The following is a 16,303-nucleotide window of genomic DNA, read 5'->3' as shown; positions in this document are numbered from 1 at the left end:
ACACTCCGTGAGAAGCCGCGTAGTTTGACTCAGGTCAAGGTGCTTGGCCGCCCGGCATGGGATGAAAACCATGCGAAACAGGAGAAAAAGAGGTCATTCACGTGCCCGCTGACTCAGATAATGCCCCCCAAAGCCTTTACGCGGCGCAGGAACCAGTGTTTCCCAAGCGCGTAAGCGGTTGGTTTCGCAGCCTGAAATGGGTCATCATGATTGTGACCCTTGGGGTTTACTACCTGACACCGTGGATTCGCTGGGATCGCGGCCCGCAGCTTCCCGATCAGGCGGTTCTGGTTGATATGGCGCATCGGCGGTTCTTTTTCTTTTGGATCGAGATCTGGCCGCACGAGTTTTATTTCGTCGCCGGGCTGTTGGTTATGGCGGGCCTGGGTCTGTTTCTCTTCACATCTGCCATGGGCCGCGTGTGGTGCGGGTATGCTTGCCCTCAGACCGTGTGGACGGATCTGTTCATTCTTGTGGAGCGTTGGATCGAAGGGGATCGCAACGCGCGGCTGCGTTTGCATCGGCAGAAGAAGTGGGATGTTCGCAAAGTTCGCTTGCGGCTGACGAAATGGACAGTTTGGTTGATCATTGGTCTGCTGACAGGTGGTGCTTGGGTATTTTACTTCACAGATGCGCCAACGCTGTTGGTCGATCTGTTTACGCTCAACGCGCATCCTATTGCTTACACAACAATTGCAATCCTGACGGCCACGACCTTTTTCTTTGGCGGCTTCGCCCGCGAACAGATTTGTATCTATGCCTGTCCCTGGCCGCGTATTCAGGCTGCCATGATGGACGAAGACACGCTGACGGTCGGTTATCGCGAGTGGCGTGGCGAGCCGCGCAAGCATTCCGATGAGGTCAAGGCAGGAGAGGCACAAGGCGACTGTATTGATTGTATGGCCTGCGTGAATGTCTGCCCCATGGGCATCGACATTCGTGATGGGCAACAAATGGAGTGTATCACGTGTGCGCTTTGTATTGATGCATGCGACGACATCATGGCCAAGATCGGCAAGCCGCGCGGTTTGATTGATTACCTGGCTCTGACCGACGAACAGTTTGAGCGGCAGGGCAAGACGCCGAAGAAAGTGATGAACCACATCCTGCGTCCACGTACGATCATGTATACGGCTCTATGGTCGCTTGTCGGGTTTGGCCTGTTGTTCGCGCTCTTTATTCGCTCGGATATCGAAATGACCGTGGCACCGGTCCGCAACCCGACCTTTATTACTCTCTCAGATGGTTCGATCCGCAACACCTATGAGGTGCGCTTGTTGAACAAACATGGCGATGATCGGCCGTTCCGTATAACAGTCACGGGCGATCCGGCAGTACGGGTTCAGCTAGAAGGCACGCCTTATGCATCGGTGAACGTGCCTGCCAACAAAACCCATCTGCAGAGGGTTTACCTCATCGCGCCCGCAGGCTCTGATCCGGCGCAAGCTGAGCGGTCAGATGTACGGCTTTGGGTCGAAGACATCTCAAACGGTGACCGGGCTTACAAAGACACAATTTTCAACGGGAAGGGCAACTGATGACCGAGCGCAGGATTACTGGCATGCATGTCTTTTTTGGCTTTCTCGGTGCCTTTGGCGTCATTATCGCGGTGAACTTCACTTTGGCTTACTCTGCCGTAAAGACCTTCCCTGGGGTAGAGGTGAAAAATTCATACATCGCCAGCCAAACCTTTGATGATCGACGCGCGGCTCAGCAAAAGTTGGGCTGGAAGGTTGAAGCCACGCATGCCCAGGGGCAACTGCGCCTGAGCATTCGCGATGACAATGGCCGCCCTGTAAAGGCTGCCCAGATTCACGCGACTGTCGGCCGCGCCACGCATGTGCGCGAAGACAGTCAGCCGGAGTTTCGCTTTGACGGGGTGTCATATGTCGCACCGCTGGAGCTATCGGACGGGAACTGGAATGTCCGGATGCGCGCGTTGTCGGCGGATGGCACCGAGTTTCAACAACGTGTTGTCCTGATCAAGGAGTAAGGGAGCCGTGACCGCCACACTGAAACAACCTGTCTCTGCCTGTCCGGCTTGCTCGGTTGTTCCGGCGGCGGAGGCATTGGCGGAGACAAAGCCTGTATCAGGTGATATCGCGCTCTCATTGCCTACAATCCATTGCGTCGCCTGCATTTCCAAGATTGAACGCGGCCTGTCGGCTCATCCCGGCGTGCGTGCTGCACGTGTGAACCTGACACTCAAACGCGCCACTATTGAGGCTGAGCCGGATGTGACGGCAGCCTTGCTGTGCAACGTTGTTGAAGGGCTGGGATATGAGGCGCATGAGCTTGATCCAAGTGCCTTGAATGCAACCAGTACGGATCGTGCCGGGCGTGAGCTTTTGATGCGGCTAGCCGTAGCTGGCTTTGCGATGATGAATGTCATGCTGTTGTCGGTCTCGGTCTGGTCCGGCGCAGAGGCCGCCACACGCGACATGTTCCACTGGATTTCTGCCGCCATTGCACTGCCCGCGATTGCTTTCTCGGGCCAGCCGTTCTTTCGCAATGCTTGGACTGCGCTTCGGCAGGGGCGGCTTAACATGGATGTGCCGATTTCTTTAGCAATAGGGTTGGCGGTAGTAACGTCGCTTTGGGAAACGTCTCTGTCCGGGCATCACGCCTATTTTGACGCGGCCATTGCACTGACCTTTTTTCTGCTGATCGGGCGGTACTTGGATCATCGCACGCGAGCCGTTGCACGATCTGCCGCTGAAGAACTGACCGCGCTGGAAGTGCCGCGCGCGTGGCGTGTTGTGGATGGCACGCAGGAAGAGGTGCCCATTTCCGAAATTTCCGTTGGCGATCTGGTGCGGGTGCGCCCCGGTGGGCGTGTGCCGGTGGATGGCGATATTGTTGAGGGGCAATCTGAGATTGATCGTTCTCTTCTGACCGGCGAGACCCTTCCGGTTTTTGCGCAAGAAGGGCTTGCGGTCTCGGCAGGTGAGGTCAACCTGACCGGTCCTTTGACCATCCGGGCGACTGCCGTTGGTCGAGATACGTCGCTCCACCGCATGGCCGATCTTGTGGCCATCGCTGAATCCGGTCGCTCACGTTACACTTCTTTAGCCGATAGTGCCGCCAAGCTCTATGCCCCCGGCGTGCACATATTGTCGGCTTTGGCCTTCATCGGCTGGTATCTCTACACATTTGACATGCGCACAGCGCTCAATATCGCGGCAGCAGTTTTGATCATCACATGCCCCTGCGCGCTTGGTTTGGCTGTTCCTGCCGTGACCACTGCAGCATCAGGGCGGCTGTTCCGCAAAGGTATGCTGATCAAGCACGAAACCGCGCTGGAGCGGCTGGCCCAAGTGGACACTGTGGTTTTCGACAAGACAGGAACACTGACAGAAGGTTTGCCCCAACTGACAAATCTGGAGCAGTTGCCGCGCCCGGATGTGGAACTGGCCATGGCATTGGCGGCGCAATCGAGCCACCCATTGGCCAAGGCGATTTACCGTGCCGCTTTGGATGCGGGGTTTGCCGCGGCATCGGTCAGTGACGCACGTGAAGTTCCGGGATTTGGCGTTGAAGCTGTGTTTGAAGGCCAGCCGGTGCGTCTTGGTCGCGCCAAATGGCTCGGTGCCGAACCATTGGCCGAGACCGCGACCTATCTGCAAATCGGTGAGGAAACACCGCTGGCGTTCCGTTTCGAGGATGCGTTAAGGGCAGGGGCGGAAGACGCGGTGCGCGCGCTTCGCGAACGTGGCAAGACGGTGTGCTTGATGTCGGGTGACACCACCCCTGCGGTCGAAGCTCTGGCGCGGCGACTTGGTATTGAAAACTGGATGTCAGAGGCATTACCGGAACACAAGGCGCGGCGCATTCAGGATATGACTCAAGATGGCGCGCATGTTTTGATGGTGGGTGATGGGCTCAACGACACCGCAGCCCTGGCAGCAGCGCATGTATCCATTTCTCCGGCCACTGCGCTTGATGCGGCGCGTGTTGCCAGTGACATCGTGCTTTTGGGCAATGATTTGTCGCCGGTGTCTGATGCCTGCACCACCGCGAAATCTGCCACCAAACGCATTCGCGAGAACTTCCGAATTGCGACGCTTTACAACATCATCGCTGTGCCGCTGGCGGTTGCCGGTCTGGCCACACCGCTGATCGCGGCCTTGGCGATGTCGGCAAGTTCGATTACCGTTTCGCTCAATTCGCTGCGCGTGAAAGGTCGTGGATGAACATTCTGACCTATCTTATCCCGATCTCGCTCATTCTGGGCGGGCTGGGGCTTGGGTTTTTCATATGGACGGTGAAGACGAACCAGTATGACGACCCGGATGGCGATGCGCAGCGGATTCTGAGCGACGAATATGATGACAGGCCCAAATCCTAAGTTGGACCGATCACCGTCCAGTATTGCACCAACAGGTTAAGCGCCGCCAGGTTGGATCGTTTCGCAGGTGATTTGCTTGGCTTGCAAGCGACGACAGGCCATGTCCGCGGTTTCTTCGGTCAATCCCATGAAGTTTGCGTCGAAGCCTGTACTGCGTTTGACCACCTTGCGTAGGCTACCGTCGAGTGTTTCCATTTCGTTTAAGGCCGTCTGCAAGAGCACTTTACGCGCTTTGTATTGGCTCGGATATTGTCCGACATTGATACCCCAGTGCCGACCACCGGATGTTGACAAGCGTGTCACCACTTCTTGTATCGGATCTTCGGCCGGATCCGCCTTCGCGATCTGCAGGCTGGCCGGACGTATCTTGGGCGACAAAGTTGGCTTGGACGGGGCTGCTGCAAGAACCGCAGCTGACACATCGGGTTTGGACGACGTGCTGACCGCCGCCAAGAGGGCCTTTTCGATGTCTGACTTGTTGGCCACAAGAACCGGAGCCTCTTCGGCAGGGACCGGTGTTGTTGCAGGTTCCGCGCCAGGGCGTGTTTGTGGACGTAAGCTTTTCTTCACAGCGGCGGCTGCAACCAAGCGTACGGTACGGCCGGTGCCGCCGGGAACCGAATGGCCATCGCCGCGGCCAGCTTTGCCCATGTAAGGCGGCTTTGCGGGACGCAGCAGGGCCGTGCGTGTCGGCGCACGCTTGAATCCCAAATCAAGAAGCTCAGCAACCTTTGCGTTGCGCGTCGCGGTGGAGCGTCCGCCAAACACAGTCGCAATAATGCGTTCGCCACCGCGCTCTGCCGATGCGGTCAGGTTGAAGCCAGCCGCGCGGGTGTAGCCGGTTTTGATCCCGTCAGCACCGCGATAGTTGCGCAGCAGTTTGCGATTTGTGTGATAGACCTTGGTGCCACCTGCGTTCGCAGTGATGCGGGAAAAAAGATTGTAGTATTCAGGGTAATCATAAAACAAATGCCGTCCCATGATCGTCATGTCGCGAGCCGTGGAAAGGTGACCTTTTTCAGTAAGCCCATGGGCGTTCTTGAAGGTCGTTCGCGTCATGCCAAGTGCCTTGGCGGTCCGGTTCATGCGCCGCGCAAAGGCCGCCTCAGAGCCCTCGATTGCTTCGGCCAGAGCGGTGGACGCATCATTTGCTGATTTGATCGCCGCCGCACGGATGAGATACCGAAGCTGGATCTTTTGTCCGGCACGCAGCCCAAGTTTGCTTGGCGGTTCGCTTGCGGCATGCTTGGAGATGCGCACAGGCGTGTCCAAACTGATCTCGCCATTCTCCACGGCTTCAAAAACTACGTAGAGCGTCATCATCTTGGTGAGCGATGCCGGGTGCAACCGTGTGTCAGCGTTCCGCGAATGCAGCACCTTACCGCTGCGCGCGTCCATCACCAGTGCTGCATAAGGGGCTGCTGCCGCGCTTAACGGGACCACCACCAACATCCAAATGGTAGCCAAAGCCACCAGACCCCAGCGAAGGGGCTGCCTGTTGCGCGTTCTCATGGAACTGCTCTTTCTCTGCCTCGTTGACCGCCGATTTTTTCGACTGGCCATGTTTTGATTGATAAAACAGTAGCATAGAGGGCGCGTTGAATAAAGTCTGAATTTTCACAGATTTCAGGGGCGATCTGCCAGAAACTCAACTACATGTTGCGGCACTTTTTAGCCGACCCGCAATATCGTCAATTGTGGCGGGATTGTGTCCGATCGGCTAGGATCAGGTTGTTGTCCATATTTGGGCAAAGCAAAAGGCCCAGGACAATGACCCGGGCCTTGCTTCCAATTTGTATAATTTAGTTTAGCGCCGCATCCGTGATCTTGTGTGTCCAAGCAGCTTCGCCTGGATGGTCGGTGATCACTGGGTCTGAGCCACCTGCCAAGAGCGACTGCACCGTGCGTTCGAAATCTGCAGGGTCAAGTGCTCCGTTCGACCCTGCAGTCAGCTTAGCAATCTCGCCCATCATGCGTTTTTGGTGCTTCTCAGTCTGTGCACCGGTCTCGTCATTGTCGAGCACGATCAAAGCCGCATCATCGGGATTTTCCTCGGCCCACTTCCAGCCTTTCATCGAAGCCCGCACGAAACGGGTCATTTTGTCGACAAAGGCTGGGTCTTCGAGGTTTTGCTCCAGAACGTACATGCCGTCCTCAAGTGTCGCGACGCCCTGGTCTTCATATTTGAATACCACAAGGTCATCTGGGCTAAGCCCGGCATCGATGATTTGCCAGTACTCGTTATACGTCATGGTGGACACGCAAGCCGCCTGACCCTGCAGGATCGGATCGACGTTGAACCCTTGTTTGAGAACAGTCACGCCGTCCTCACCGCCGTCCGTCGACAGGCCCAGCTGGCTCATCCAGCTCAGGAAAGGGTATTCATTGCCAAAGAACCAGACACCGAGCGTTTTGCCAGCGAAGTCTTCGGGAGAAGCGACGCCGGCATCCTTGCGGCAGGTCAGCATCATGCCGGAGCTCTTAAATGGCTGCGCGATGTTCACAAGCGGCAGACCCTTTTCACGAGAGGCCAGAGCCGAGGGCATCCAGTCAAGCACGACATCGGCCCCGCCACCGGCGATAACCTGAGCCGGGGCAATGTCCGGGCCGCCCGGCTTGATCGTGACGTTCAGGCCTTCTTCTTCATAAAAGCCCTGATCGAGTGCGACGTAGTAACCGGCGAATTGCGCTTGTGTTACCCATTTGAGCTGTAGTGTGACGTCATCGGCGGCTTGTGCCATCCCGCCCCAAAAGGCCGCAGCAGCAAAGCCAATAGAATATGTGAGGTTCTTCATTTTCATTTCTCCCTTGGTTTAATTGTTGTTTACGCCCGGCCCCGTTGTGAAGGGTGCCAGAATGTCACGGCCCGTTCGATAAGTGCAACCGCGCCGTAAAATCCCGATCCCGCCAAGGCCGCGACAAAAATCTCGGCCCAGACAAGATCAATTGAAAGACTGCCGACACCCGTGGAAATTCGGAAGCCCATCCCGCGCGTAGGCGAGCCAAAATACTCTGCCACAATAGCTCCGATCAGCGCGAGCGTTGCCGCAATTTTCAATCCGTTGAAAACGAAAGGCATGGCTGCAGGTAGTCGCAGTTTTGTCAGTGTTGTGACGTAACCCGCGGCATAGGTATGCATCAGGTCGCGTTGCATCTGATCGGTTTCGCGCAGGCCCTGAACCGTGTTGACCAACATCGGAAAGAACACCATCACGACAACAACAGCGGCCTTGGAATGCCAGTCAAAGCCAAACCAACTCACCAATATGGGTGCGATGCCCACGATGGGCAGGGCGGCGACGAAATTGCCAATTGGCAATAGCCCCCGCGTGAGAAACGCTGAGCGGTCAATGGCAATGGCCGCGATAAAGGCGGAAAGGCAGCCGATGGCATAACCCGATACCGCGCCTTTCAGGACCGTCTGGGTGAAATCCACCCAGAGAATATCTGTTGAATTGGCGAAGGTCTGAGCCACAACAGAGGGCGCGGGCAGGATGACGGGTGAGACAGAAAAGCCCCGGACCAGACCCTCCCACAAAACCAAAAGTGTGGCGCCGAACAAAAGCGGCACGATCAGGCGCACCAGCTTGGTATCGTGATAGCGCGACCGGGCCAGTGCCACGTTCACGGCCCAGGCGGCTAGCCAAAATACCAAAGCGATGATCACCCACATCATGATGGCATCCCCATGCGTCGCAGGATCAGGCGTTGGGACAGGTCCAGAAACGTGACTAGTAGCCCGGCAAGTATGGCGGCCGTGAATAGAGCAGCCCAAATGGCAAGCGGCGTGCCGAATTGATCCCCGATTAGGATACGCGCGCCCAGACCGGAAACTGCGCCGGTGGGAAGTTCTCCGACAATGGTGCCAACAAGGGCTGCGGCGATCCCGATCTTGAGAGACGTAAAGAGGTAGGGCACCGAAGCGGGCAGGCGTAGCTTAAGAAAGCTTTGGAGGCCTGAGGCACTGTAGGTGCGCAAAAGATCGAGCTGCGCGATGGCGGGGGATTGCAACCCTTTGACCATGCCCACCAGCACTGGAAAGTAGCACAGATATGCAGATATGATTGCCTTTGGCAGACCGCGCCCCTCGATCCCAAGCTGTGAGGAGAGAACAATGATCATTGGGGCAAGGGCCACAATCGGGATGGTCTGGCTGATGATCGCCCAGGGCATGAGGCTCATGCGGGTGACCCGAGAATAGACGATGGCCACCGCACCAAGGATGCCCAGCAACGTGCCCAGAACGAACCCGGATAGTGTGGATTTCAGCGTGATCCAGCCGTGCAGGATCAAAGAGCGTTTCGACAGCGCCCGTCCGCGCAGCACCATCTCCCCAGTGGTTTTCCAAAGCTCTTGTCCCACTTGTGCAGGTGTCGGAAGGCGTGGGCGTTCAAGTGCATAACCCGCCGCGACATGTTCGGAATTGTCCAGCATCAGCCGCCAGACAGAGGTCGCGCGCCGTTCGACTGAAGTGGCGGGCTCCACTATGGCACCGCTGCGCTCAACCTGGTCCAGCGCCACGCGCACATTCATTGGGGCGACCGCCAAGTACCAGATCGCGACAATTGCGCCGAGCACGGTCAGGATGGGCAAGAGGCTTCTCATGCGTGCGTCCTGCTTTCACTGTTCCAAAAATACTCAGTTCCCATCGCAAGATTTGAGCGCAGTTTTTTGAGTTTTTTTAGAACGATGAAAGGATTTGGTGGTTGCTTGCAGAGACGGTACAGGCTGGAGAGCCGATGGCCGTGAACGGTGAAAGTCCCCTGCCCGGTCAAAAGGGTGGGGGCATCCAATTGGGGGACAGTATTAATCCTCATAGCTGTGCCCCGCACGCAGGCCCTCGCGAACACGATGGGCAATGTCGAGAAATTCTTTCGTGTCGCGAATGTCAAGAGGGCGCTCTCGGGGTAGGGGGCTTTCGATCACATCGGTGATGCGTCCCGGACGAGGGGACATGACGACGATTTTGGTCGACAGATAAACCGCCTCGGGGATGGAGTGGGTAACAAAGCAGATGGTTTTGTTGGTGCGCTCCCAAAGGTTCAGGAGTTGCTCGTTGAGGTGGTCGCGCACAATTTCATCCAGAGCGCCGAAAGGTTCGTCCATCAGCAGGATATCGGCATCAAAGGCCAATGCGCGGGCAATCGAGGCGCGTTGCTGCATGCCGCCGGAGAGCTGCCAGGGGAATTTCTTTTCAAACCCGGCAAGGTCCACGAGGTCGAGAACACGTTTTACGCGCGCGGCCTGATCAGCCTTGTTATAGCCCATGATTTCGAGCGGTAGGCGAACATTGCCGCCAATGGTGCGCCAAGGGTAGAGGCCAGCGGCCTGGAAGACGTAGCCATAGGCGCGGTTTCGGCGGGCTGCTTCGGGCGAAATACCGTTGACTGTAATTGTGCCACCAGTGGGATGTTCAAGATCTGCCATGCAGCGCAGGAAGGTCGTCTTGCCACAACCCGAGGGGCCGATAAAGGAGACGAAGTCGCCTTTTTCGACATCGAGCGACACGTCCTTCAGCGCATGCACCGGGCCATCATTGGTCTGGAAGGTCAGCGAGAGATTTTGGGCGCTGATCACCGGGTTGGTCTTCACGAGTTCTTCCTTGCTTGCACTAGCGCATGGCGACGTGCTGGCGGTTCTTTGTCAAGGTGGTGTTAGGCAAACCACTCATGCCTTTGGTGCTTATTCAAATCCCCGCCGGAATATTCATCGGGTCGCGTTCGATCATTTTGGGCGCAGTGAGTTCTTTCCACTTACTCAGTGCAGTATGTGCCGAGGGGAAGGCTGGGCGCGGCACGAAGCGACCACGACCGGGTTGAGGTTGCGAATTCTGCCCCCAGGCCCAGATGACCTCGCCCCGGCTCAGGGTATAACGCGAATTGGCGGTGACCTCGAAGCTCTCGAACACGTTGTAGTCGAGGATCGAGTGGTGGTTGGAGGCTGAGATCGTCTTGGTGATTTTCGGGTCCCAGACCACGATATCGGCATCCGCGCCTTCCACAATTGCGCCTTTCTTTGGGTAAATGTTGAGGATCTTGGCGACGTTGGTCGAGGTCACGGCAACAAATTCGTTCGGCGTCAGCCGCCCGGTTTCCACCCCTTCGGTCCAAAGCACCGGCATGCGTTCTTCCAGCCCATTGGACCCATTGGGGATGATGCGGAAATCATCGCGCCCGGCACGTTTTTGCTCGGTGTTGAAGGCGGCGTGGTCGGTGGCGACGACTTGCAAGCTGCCCGCCTGCAGACCGGCCCATAGGCTGTCCTGATGATCCTTTGAGCGGAAGGGTGGCGACATGACCCGGCGCGCGGCATGGTCCCAGTCTTTGTTGAAATACTCGCCTTCATCCAGCGTCAGGAACTGCGCCAGAGGTTCGCCATAGACGCGCATGCCTTTCTGGCGGGCACGGCGGATCGCCTCGTGCGCCTGCTCGCAACTCACATGCACGATGTAAAGCGGCACGCCGGCAGTGTCGGCGATGGTGATGGCGCGGTTGGCGGCCTCACCTTCCAATTCCGGCGGGCGGGAATAGGCGTGGCCCTCTGGCCCGGTGATGCCTTGGTTGAAGTACTTCTCCTGCAGCTCAGCCACCAGATCGCCGTTCTCGGCATGCACCATGGGCAGCGCGCCCAGCTCGGCGCAGCGTTTGAAAGAGGCGAACATCTCGTCATCCTCGATCATCAGCGCGCCTTTATAGGCCATGAAATGCTTGAAGCTGTTCACGCCCATGTCGACGGCATCTTTCATCTCATTGAAGATGCTCTCGTTCCAGCCGGTGATGGCCATGTGATAGCCGATATCGGCGCAGATCTGCGGCGCGGATTTGCGGTGCCACTCGTTGATCGCGTTCTTGATCGAGCCGTCCGCGCCGGGCAGGCAGAAATCGACCAGCATCGTGGTGCCCCCACAGGCCGCGGCCCATGTGCCGGTCTCGAAGGTCTCGGCTGCGGTGGTGCCCATGAAGGGCATTTCCAGATGGGTGTGCGGATCAATGCCGCCGGGGATGACATAGGCGCCTTCGGCGTCGATATACTCGTCACCTGAAAGGTCCTCGCCGATCTGTTTGATCTTCTCATCCTCGATCAGGACATCGGCTTTCCACGTACGGTCTGCGGTGCAGACGGTGCCGTTCTTGATGACTTTGGTGGTCATACTCTCACCTTTCGGTTCTTTCGCAAGTTAATATCTCTGGGTCTGTAGAAGTCTTCCGACAGTTTAGTCCGCATTCCCAGTCGGGTTTGCTCGGATCATCCATCCCATCGATTCTTGCGACTAAAAAGTTGCGGCAAAGTTCCAAACTCTTAAATTCACCAACAAATTCGTGCACTATTAGATTTGAACGATTAGGGTAATAAACACCCGTCCAAACTTCTGTCCTAGGCCAGAACCAGTAGGTCATCCCGGCAAGAAGGCATAATACTGCTATCCACTGAAAACCGGTCATTTCCGCCTTCTCACTCCACGATCCCCGCCGTTTCTACCACCGCATGCATCAGCACATCCGTCCCCGCAGTGGCCCATTCCTTGGAAATCTCTTCGGCCTCATTGTGCGACAGCCCATCCACACAAGGACACATAACCATCGCCGTCGGCGCCACGTCATTGATCCAGCAGGCGTCGTGGCCCGCGCCCGAGACGATGTCCATGTGGGAATAGCCCAGCCGTTCTGCGGCATCTCGCACAGCTTTCACGCAGCCTTCGTCAAAGGCGGGGGGGTCGAACTGGCCGACAATCTCCGATGAGAACTCCACGCCGACCTCCTCACAGAGCTTTGGCGCGCGTTCGTCGAATTTGGCGACCATGGCATTGAGCTTGTCCAGAAGATGTGTGCGCATGTCGACGGTGAAGACAACCTTGCCGGGGATCACGTTGCGCGAATTGGGATAGACCTCGATATGGCCAATGGCCCCCACGGCATTGGGTTGGTTCTTCATCGCAATCTCGTGCACCAGCTCGGTGATCAGGGCCAACCCGCGCCCGGCATTTTTGCGCATGTGCATAGGTGTTGAGCCAGTGTGGGAGTCCTTACCCGTGATGGTGCATTCGATCCAGCGCAGGCCTTGGCCGTGGGTAACAACGCCGATGTCTTTCTCCTCGGCTTCAAGGATGGGCCCCTGTTCGATATGCAGCTCAAAGAAGGCATGCATCTTGCGATCGCCCACGGGCTCATCGCCTTCCCAGCCGATGCGTTTCAGCTCATCGCCAAAGCGTTTGCCATCGGCATCCAAACGGTCCTTGGCCCATTCCTCTGTGTGCTTGCCCGCAAACACGCCCGAAGCCAGCATCGCGGGTGCATAGCGTGTGCCTTCCTCATTGGTCCAGTTGGTCACAACAATGGGGTGTTTGGTCTTGATGCCGAGGTCATTCAGCGTGCGGATGATCTCCAAGCCGCCCAGAACCCCCAAGACACCATCGTATTTTCCACCCGTCGGCTGCGTGTCGAGGTGGGAACCGACATAGACGGGGAGCGCGTCCGGGTCGGTTCCCTCTCGGCGGGCAAACATGTTGCCCATACTGTCGACGCCGGTGGTGAGGCCAGCGGCGTCACACCAGGATTTGTAAAGCGCACGCCCTTCGGCGTCTTCGTCAGTGAGCGTCTGGCGGTTGTTGCCGCCTGCGACACCGGGGCCGATCTTTGCCATCTCCATCAGGCTGTCCCACAACCGGTCGCCGTTGATCTTGAGGTTCTCGCCCGGAGCCGCCATGTCATCCCCCTTTTGCCGATGGTCACTCATGATGTGCGATACCGCATCAGCGCCATTGACATCACTATATCATGGTGCGCGGAAACATCACTTTTGACCAAATGGTAAAACAACGATTGCGGAAGAACTTGCCCATGTCAACCAATGTGAGGATGGTAGGAAGCAACAGGCCAAACTCTGGCCAAAGACGCCTTGCCACTAGGCAAATCAGGCCAGGGAGACCCATGCCGAGACCATCCGCAGAAGACACCGCGTCAAAGCCAAGCCGGATTCAACAACGTAACCGCGCTCTTATCCTAGATGCCGCGCTTGAGGTGTTCTCAAAACAAGGATTTCGGGGGGCGACGCTGGATCAGATTGCCGAGCAGGCGGGGCTTTCGAAGCCAAACATTCTCTATTATTTTGAGGGCAAGGAAGACATCCATGTCACTTTGCTCAATCGGCTTATGGATGAGTGGCTGGCCCCCATGCGCGAGATCGATCCGAACGGCCAGCCTTTGGAAGAAATTCTGCGATACGTGCAGCGCAAACTGGAGATGAGCCGGGAATACCCACGCGAAAGCAGGCTCTTTGCCAACGAAATTTTGCAGGGGGCGCCGCGCATCGGGTCTCATCTTGATCGCACGCTAAAGCCTTTGGTGAATGATACTGTAAAGATCATTGAGGATTGGGTGGCGCAGAAGCGCATTGCCAAAGTAGATGCCCATCATTTGATATTTTCGATCTGGGCCACGACACAGCATTACGCCGATTTCGATGCGCAAGTTCAAGCGCTTGTCTCGGAATCAAATGTGCATGCCGGGGCTAGGGATTTTCTTGATACGCTGTACCGCAGACTGTTGTCTGTTTGATGTGGTTCGACCGAAGTCGTCAGTTTTGGAACATTTGCACCATTGGCGCGTCGCTTGGATGCGCGGCATAAGTTCCCATCAACAGAACAGTCGATGACGTCAAAACAAGAAGCGTTGTTTTAATCACGACTCCAACCCTTTCTTAACAATTCTCAAGAAAAGGCTACTGCAGAACGATTTGTATTTGTTTGACTTAGGTCAAGATACCTATTCCGCTGCGCATGACCCCGGATTGTTGGGATGCGTCGTCCAGTTGGCGTATTCTTTCTCGACAGTTTTCCCGGTACGTTCATCGACCATCCCTGGCGCAAGCTCTTCCATCGTGATGCAGCCCTCTACAGGGCAGACATTCACACACAGGTTACAGGCCACACATTCGGCATCAATCACGTCAAAGACACGATCAGGCGTCATGGAGATGGCTTGATGCGAAGTGTCTTCACAGGCGGCATAGCACCGGCCGCATTTGATGCAGAGGTCCTGATCAATCCGCGCCTTGGTGACGTAGTTGAGATTGAGGTGCTGCCAGTCAGAGCAATTCGGCACGGCGCGGCCCACGATCTCGTCGACAGAGGTAAACCCCTTTTCGTCCATGTATTGCGACAGGCCCGAAATCATTTCCTGCACAATCTTGAAGCCATAGGTCATGGCCGCGGTGCAAACCTGTACATTTCCAGCGCCCAGAGACATGAACTCCGCCGCGTCGCGCCAGGTCGTGATGCCGCCGATGCCTGAGATCGGCAGGCCATTTAAGGATGGCGCGCGGGCGATCTCGGCCACCATGTTCAGGGCAATCGGTTTCACTGCTGGGCCACAATATCCGCCATGCGCGCCTTTACCGTCTATGGTGGGCTCGGGCGCAAAGCTGTCGAGATTCACAGATGTGATTGAATTTATTGTGTTGATCAGGCTCACGGCATCCGCGCCACCATCATGTGCTGCCTGCGCCGGTTTGCGAATGTCGGTAATATTGGGCGTGAGTTTTACGATCACCGGCAGGTTTGAGTGTTTCTTGCACCATTCGGTCACCTGTTGCACGTAGTCAGGCACCTGGCCCACGGCCGACCCCATACCGCGCTCGCTCATGCCATGTGGGCAGCCGAAATTCAGCTCAACCCCGTCGCAGCCGGTTTCCAGAACGTGATCCAGAATGGCCTTCCAGCTGTCCTCGTCCACCGGAACCATAAGGGAGGCCACAAGTGCGCGATCAGGATAATCCTTTTTCACACGCGTCATTTCATCGAGGTTGACCTGTAGCGGACGGTCGGTGATGAGTTCGATGTTGTTTAGCCCCAGTAGACGTCGATCCGCGCCCCAGATTGCGCCATATCTGGGTCCGTTGACGTTCACTATAGGGGGGCCGTCTTCGCCAAGAGTTTTCCAGACCACGCCACCCCAACCGGCCTCGAAGGCGCGGCGAACGTTATACTCTTTGTCTGTGGGCGGTGCAGAGGCGAGCCAGAACGGGTTGGGAGAGGAAATCCCGGCAAAGTTACTCTTGAGATTGGCCATTAACTTGGCTCCTTTCTCTGTAAGGGCGCGCGTCTATTCAGCGGCGCGAAAGATCATTTCTACGGGTGCGATATCGCCCGAATGCAGATGTTTGACGTAGTTTTGAATTTTCTGGCTGCTGGTGTCGTGCATCAGAAGGTGGATGCCAACAGGTGACGGACCACCGGCCTTTTCTATTCTGGCGAAGACGCGTTCGAAGAATTCCTTGGCGAAATCGCTGCGATCACGTTCCAAAACCTGCGTGAGTCCAGATGCAGAGGCGGCTTTTCGGTAAGCTTCTGGGGGCGTGACAAAGGAGAAATCCTTCTGCTCTGCCCAAGGGAAGGGAAAGGTCAGAGCACGGTCACTGCTACGCATGACGTCAAAAAGGGCGAATGTACCGCCCGGCGCAAGCACACGCGCAGCTTCTGTGAAAAGGCGGGGCTTGTCCTCGATATTCATACCGACATGGAACATCAGAGCCACATCGACGCTGTTATCAGCTTCGGGCATCTCAAGCGCACTTCCAACTTGAAACGTGGTGCGAGAGGACATACCTGTCGCGTCGCTTAGAGCTCTGGCTGTGTTGACGAAGTCAGGCGTTAGATCAAAACCACGGACACATGCACCAGTTCGCTCGGACACATGACGCGCAGCCCCGCCGATGCCACAGCCTATGTCCAAAACCCGCGTTTCAGGTACGATCGTAAGCTGGTCGATCAACGCGTTGGTGGCTTCGACACCTCCAGTGTGAAACTCGTCTACGGGCTTGAGGTCATCCAAAGTGGGCATGTCAGGGTCGGCGCCGGTTTCGGCAAGAGCCTGTCGGATGTTGTCCAGAAGACTAGGTCCCGAGTAATGGTCAGAGACGCGTGTTTCGAGGTCACTCATGCGCACCTCCTTTTCTAAG

14 protein-coding genes are annotated in these 16,303 nt (G+C 56.7%); 5 read left to right on the top strand and 9 right to left on the bottom strand.

Going from position 1 to position 16,303, the window contains the following annotated elements:
• Positions 1-101 precede the first annotated feature (101 nt).
• Genes ccoG through ccoS form a run of 4 tightly spaced genes read left to right on the top strand, consistent with a single transcriptional unit; the run spans position 102 to position 4,348 of the window.
• The gene (ccoG, locus tag RZ517_RS16600; RefSeq protein ID WP_338549240.1) at positions 102-1,538 is read left to right on the top strand and encodes a cytochrome c oxidase accessory protein CcoG; all 1,437 of its coding nucleotides are present in this window, start codon (positions 102-104) and stop codon (positions 1,536-1,538) included.
• Complete coding sequence (locus tag RZ517_RS16595; protein ID WP_338549239.1) at positions 1,538-1,993, top strand: FixH family protein; 456 nt, start codon at positions 1,538-1,540, stop codon at positions 1,991-1,993. The genes ccoG and RZ517_RS16595 overlap by 1 nt, the downstream gene beginning before the upstream one ends.
• Positions 1,994-2,000: 7 nt before the next feature.
• Entirely contained in the window at positions 2,001-4,193 is a 2,193-nt protein-coding gene (locus tag RZ517_RS16590; RefSeq protein ID WP_338549238.1) for a heavy metal translocating P-type ATPase, read from the top strand.
• Positions 4,190-4,348 (top strand): cbb3-type cytochrome oxidase assembly protein CcoS, encoded by a 159-nt coding sequence (gene ccoS / locus RZ517_RS16585; protein ID WP_338549237.1) that lies wholly within the window; start codon positions 4,190-4,192, stop codon positions 4,346-4,348. The genes RZ517_RS16590 and ccoS overlap by 4 nt, the downstream gene beginning before the upstream one ends.
• Positions 4,349-4,384: 36 nt before the next feature.
• Here ccoS and RZ517_RS16580 read toward each other — a convergent pair whose 3' ends face one another.
• The 7 genes from RZ517_RS16580 to RZ517_RS16550 form a co-directional block, all read right to left on the bottom strand.
• Positions 4,385-5,860, bottom strand: a complete 1,476-nt coding sequence (locus RZ517_RS16580) for a D-alanyl-D-alanine carboxypeptidase family protein (RefSeq protein WP_338549236.1) — start codon at positions 5,858-5,860, stop codon at positions 4,385-4,387.
• Between the two features lie 290 nt (positions 5,861-6,150).
• Entirely contained in the window at positions 6,151-7,143 is a 993-nt protein-coding gene (locus tag RZ517_RS16575; RefSeq protein ID WP_422395548.1) for an ABC transporter substrate-binding protein, read from the bottom strand.
• A gap of 29 nt (positions 7,144-7,172) precedes the next feature.
• Positions 7,173-8,024 carry an ABC transporter permease gene (locus tag RZ517_RS16570; RefSeq protein WP_338549235.1) on the bottom strand — a complete coding sequence of 284 codons (852 nt, stop codon included), beginning with the start codon at positions 8,022-8,024 and terminating at the stop codon, positions 7,173-7,175.
• On the bottom strand, positions 8,021-8,953 hold the full coding sequence (locus RZ517_RS16565; RefSeq protein WP_338549234.1) for an ABC transporter permease: 933 nt from the start codon (positions 8,951-8,953) through the stop codon (positions 8,021-8,023). Before RZ517_RS16565 ends, RZ517_RS16570 begins: the two co-directional genes overlap by 4 nt.
• Before the next feature lie 201 nt (positions 8,954-9,154).
• On the bottom strand, positions 9,155-9,940 hold the full coding sequence (locus RZ517_RS16560; RefSeq protein WP_338549233.1) for an ABC transporter ATP-binding protein: 786 nt from the start codon (positions 9,938-9,940) through the stop codon (positions 9,155-9,157).
• A gap of 94 nt (positions 9,941-10,034) precedes the next feature.
• Positions 10,035-11,498 carry a dihydropyrimidinase gene (gene hydA / locus RZ517_RS16555; protein WP_338549232.1) on the bottom strand — a complete coding sequence of 488 codons (1,464 nt, stop codon included), beginning with the start codon at positions 11,496-11,498 and terminating at the stop codon, positions 10,035-10,037.
• Positions 11,499-11,800: 302 nt separating this feature from the next.
• A complete protein-coding gene (locus RZ517_RS16550; RefSeq protein WP_338551184.1) occupies positions 11,801-13,051 on the bottom strand; it encodes a Zn-dependent hydrolase in 1,251 nt (416 codons plus the stop codon).
• A gap of 224 nt (positions 13,052-13,275) precedes the next feature.
• Between RZ517_RS16550 and RZ517_RS16545 the strand changes: the two genes are divergently transcribed.
• The gene (locus tag RZ517_RS16545; RefSeq protein ID WP_338549231.1) at positions 13,276-13,902 is read left to right on the top strand and encodes a TetR family transcriptional regulator C-terminal domain-containing protein; all 627 of its coding nucleotides are present in this window, start codon (positions 13,276-13,278) and stop codon (positions 13,900-13,902) included.
• A 207-nt stretch (positions 13,903-14,109) separates the two neighbouring features.
• Here the strand turns inward: RZ517_RS16545 and preA are convergent, their stop codons facing one another.
• Positions 14,110-15,414, bottom strand: a complete 1,305-nt coding sequence (preA, locus tag RZ517_RS16540; RefSeq protein WP_338549230.1) for an NAD-dependent dihydropyrimidine dehydrogenase subunit PreA — start codon at positions 15,412-15,414, stop codon at positions 14,110-14,112.
• A gap of 33 nt (positions 15,415-15,447) precedes the next feature.
• A complete protein-coding gene (locus RZ517_RS16535) occupies positions 15,448-16,284 on the bottom strand; it encodes a class I SAM-dependent methyltransferase (RefSeq protein ID WP_338549229.1) in 837 nt (278 codons plus the stop codon).
• Positions 16,285-16,303: the final 19 nt, after the last annotated feature.

Origin of the sequence: Roseovarius sp. S88, from assembly GCF_037023735.1 — a bacterium.
GTDB classification, from domain to species: domain Bacteria; phylum Pseudomonadota; class Alphaproteobacteria; order Rhodobacterales; family Rhodobacteraceae; genus Roseovarius; species Roseovarius phycicola.
Note: the sequence above shows the minus strand (reverse complement) of the source record. Positions and strands in the feature narration are given on the sequence as shown.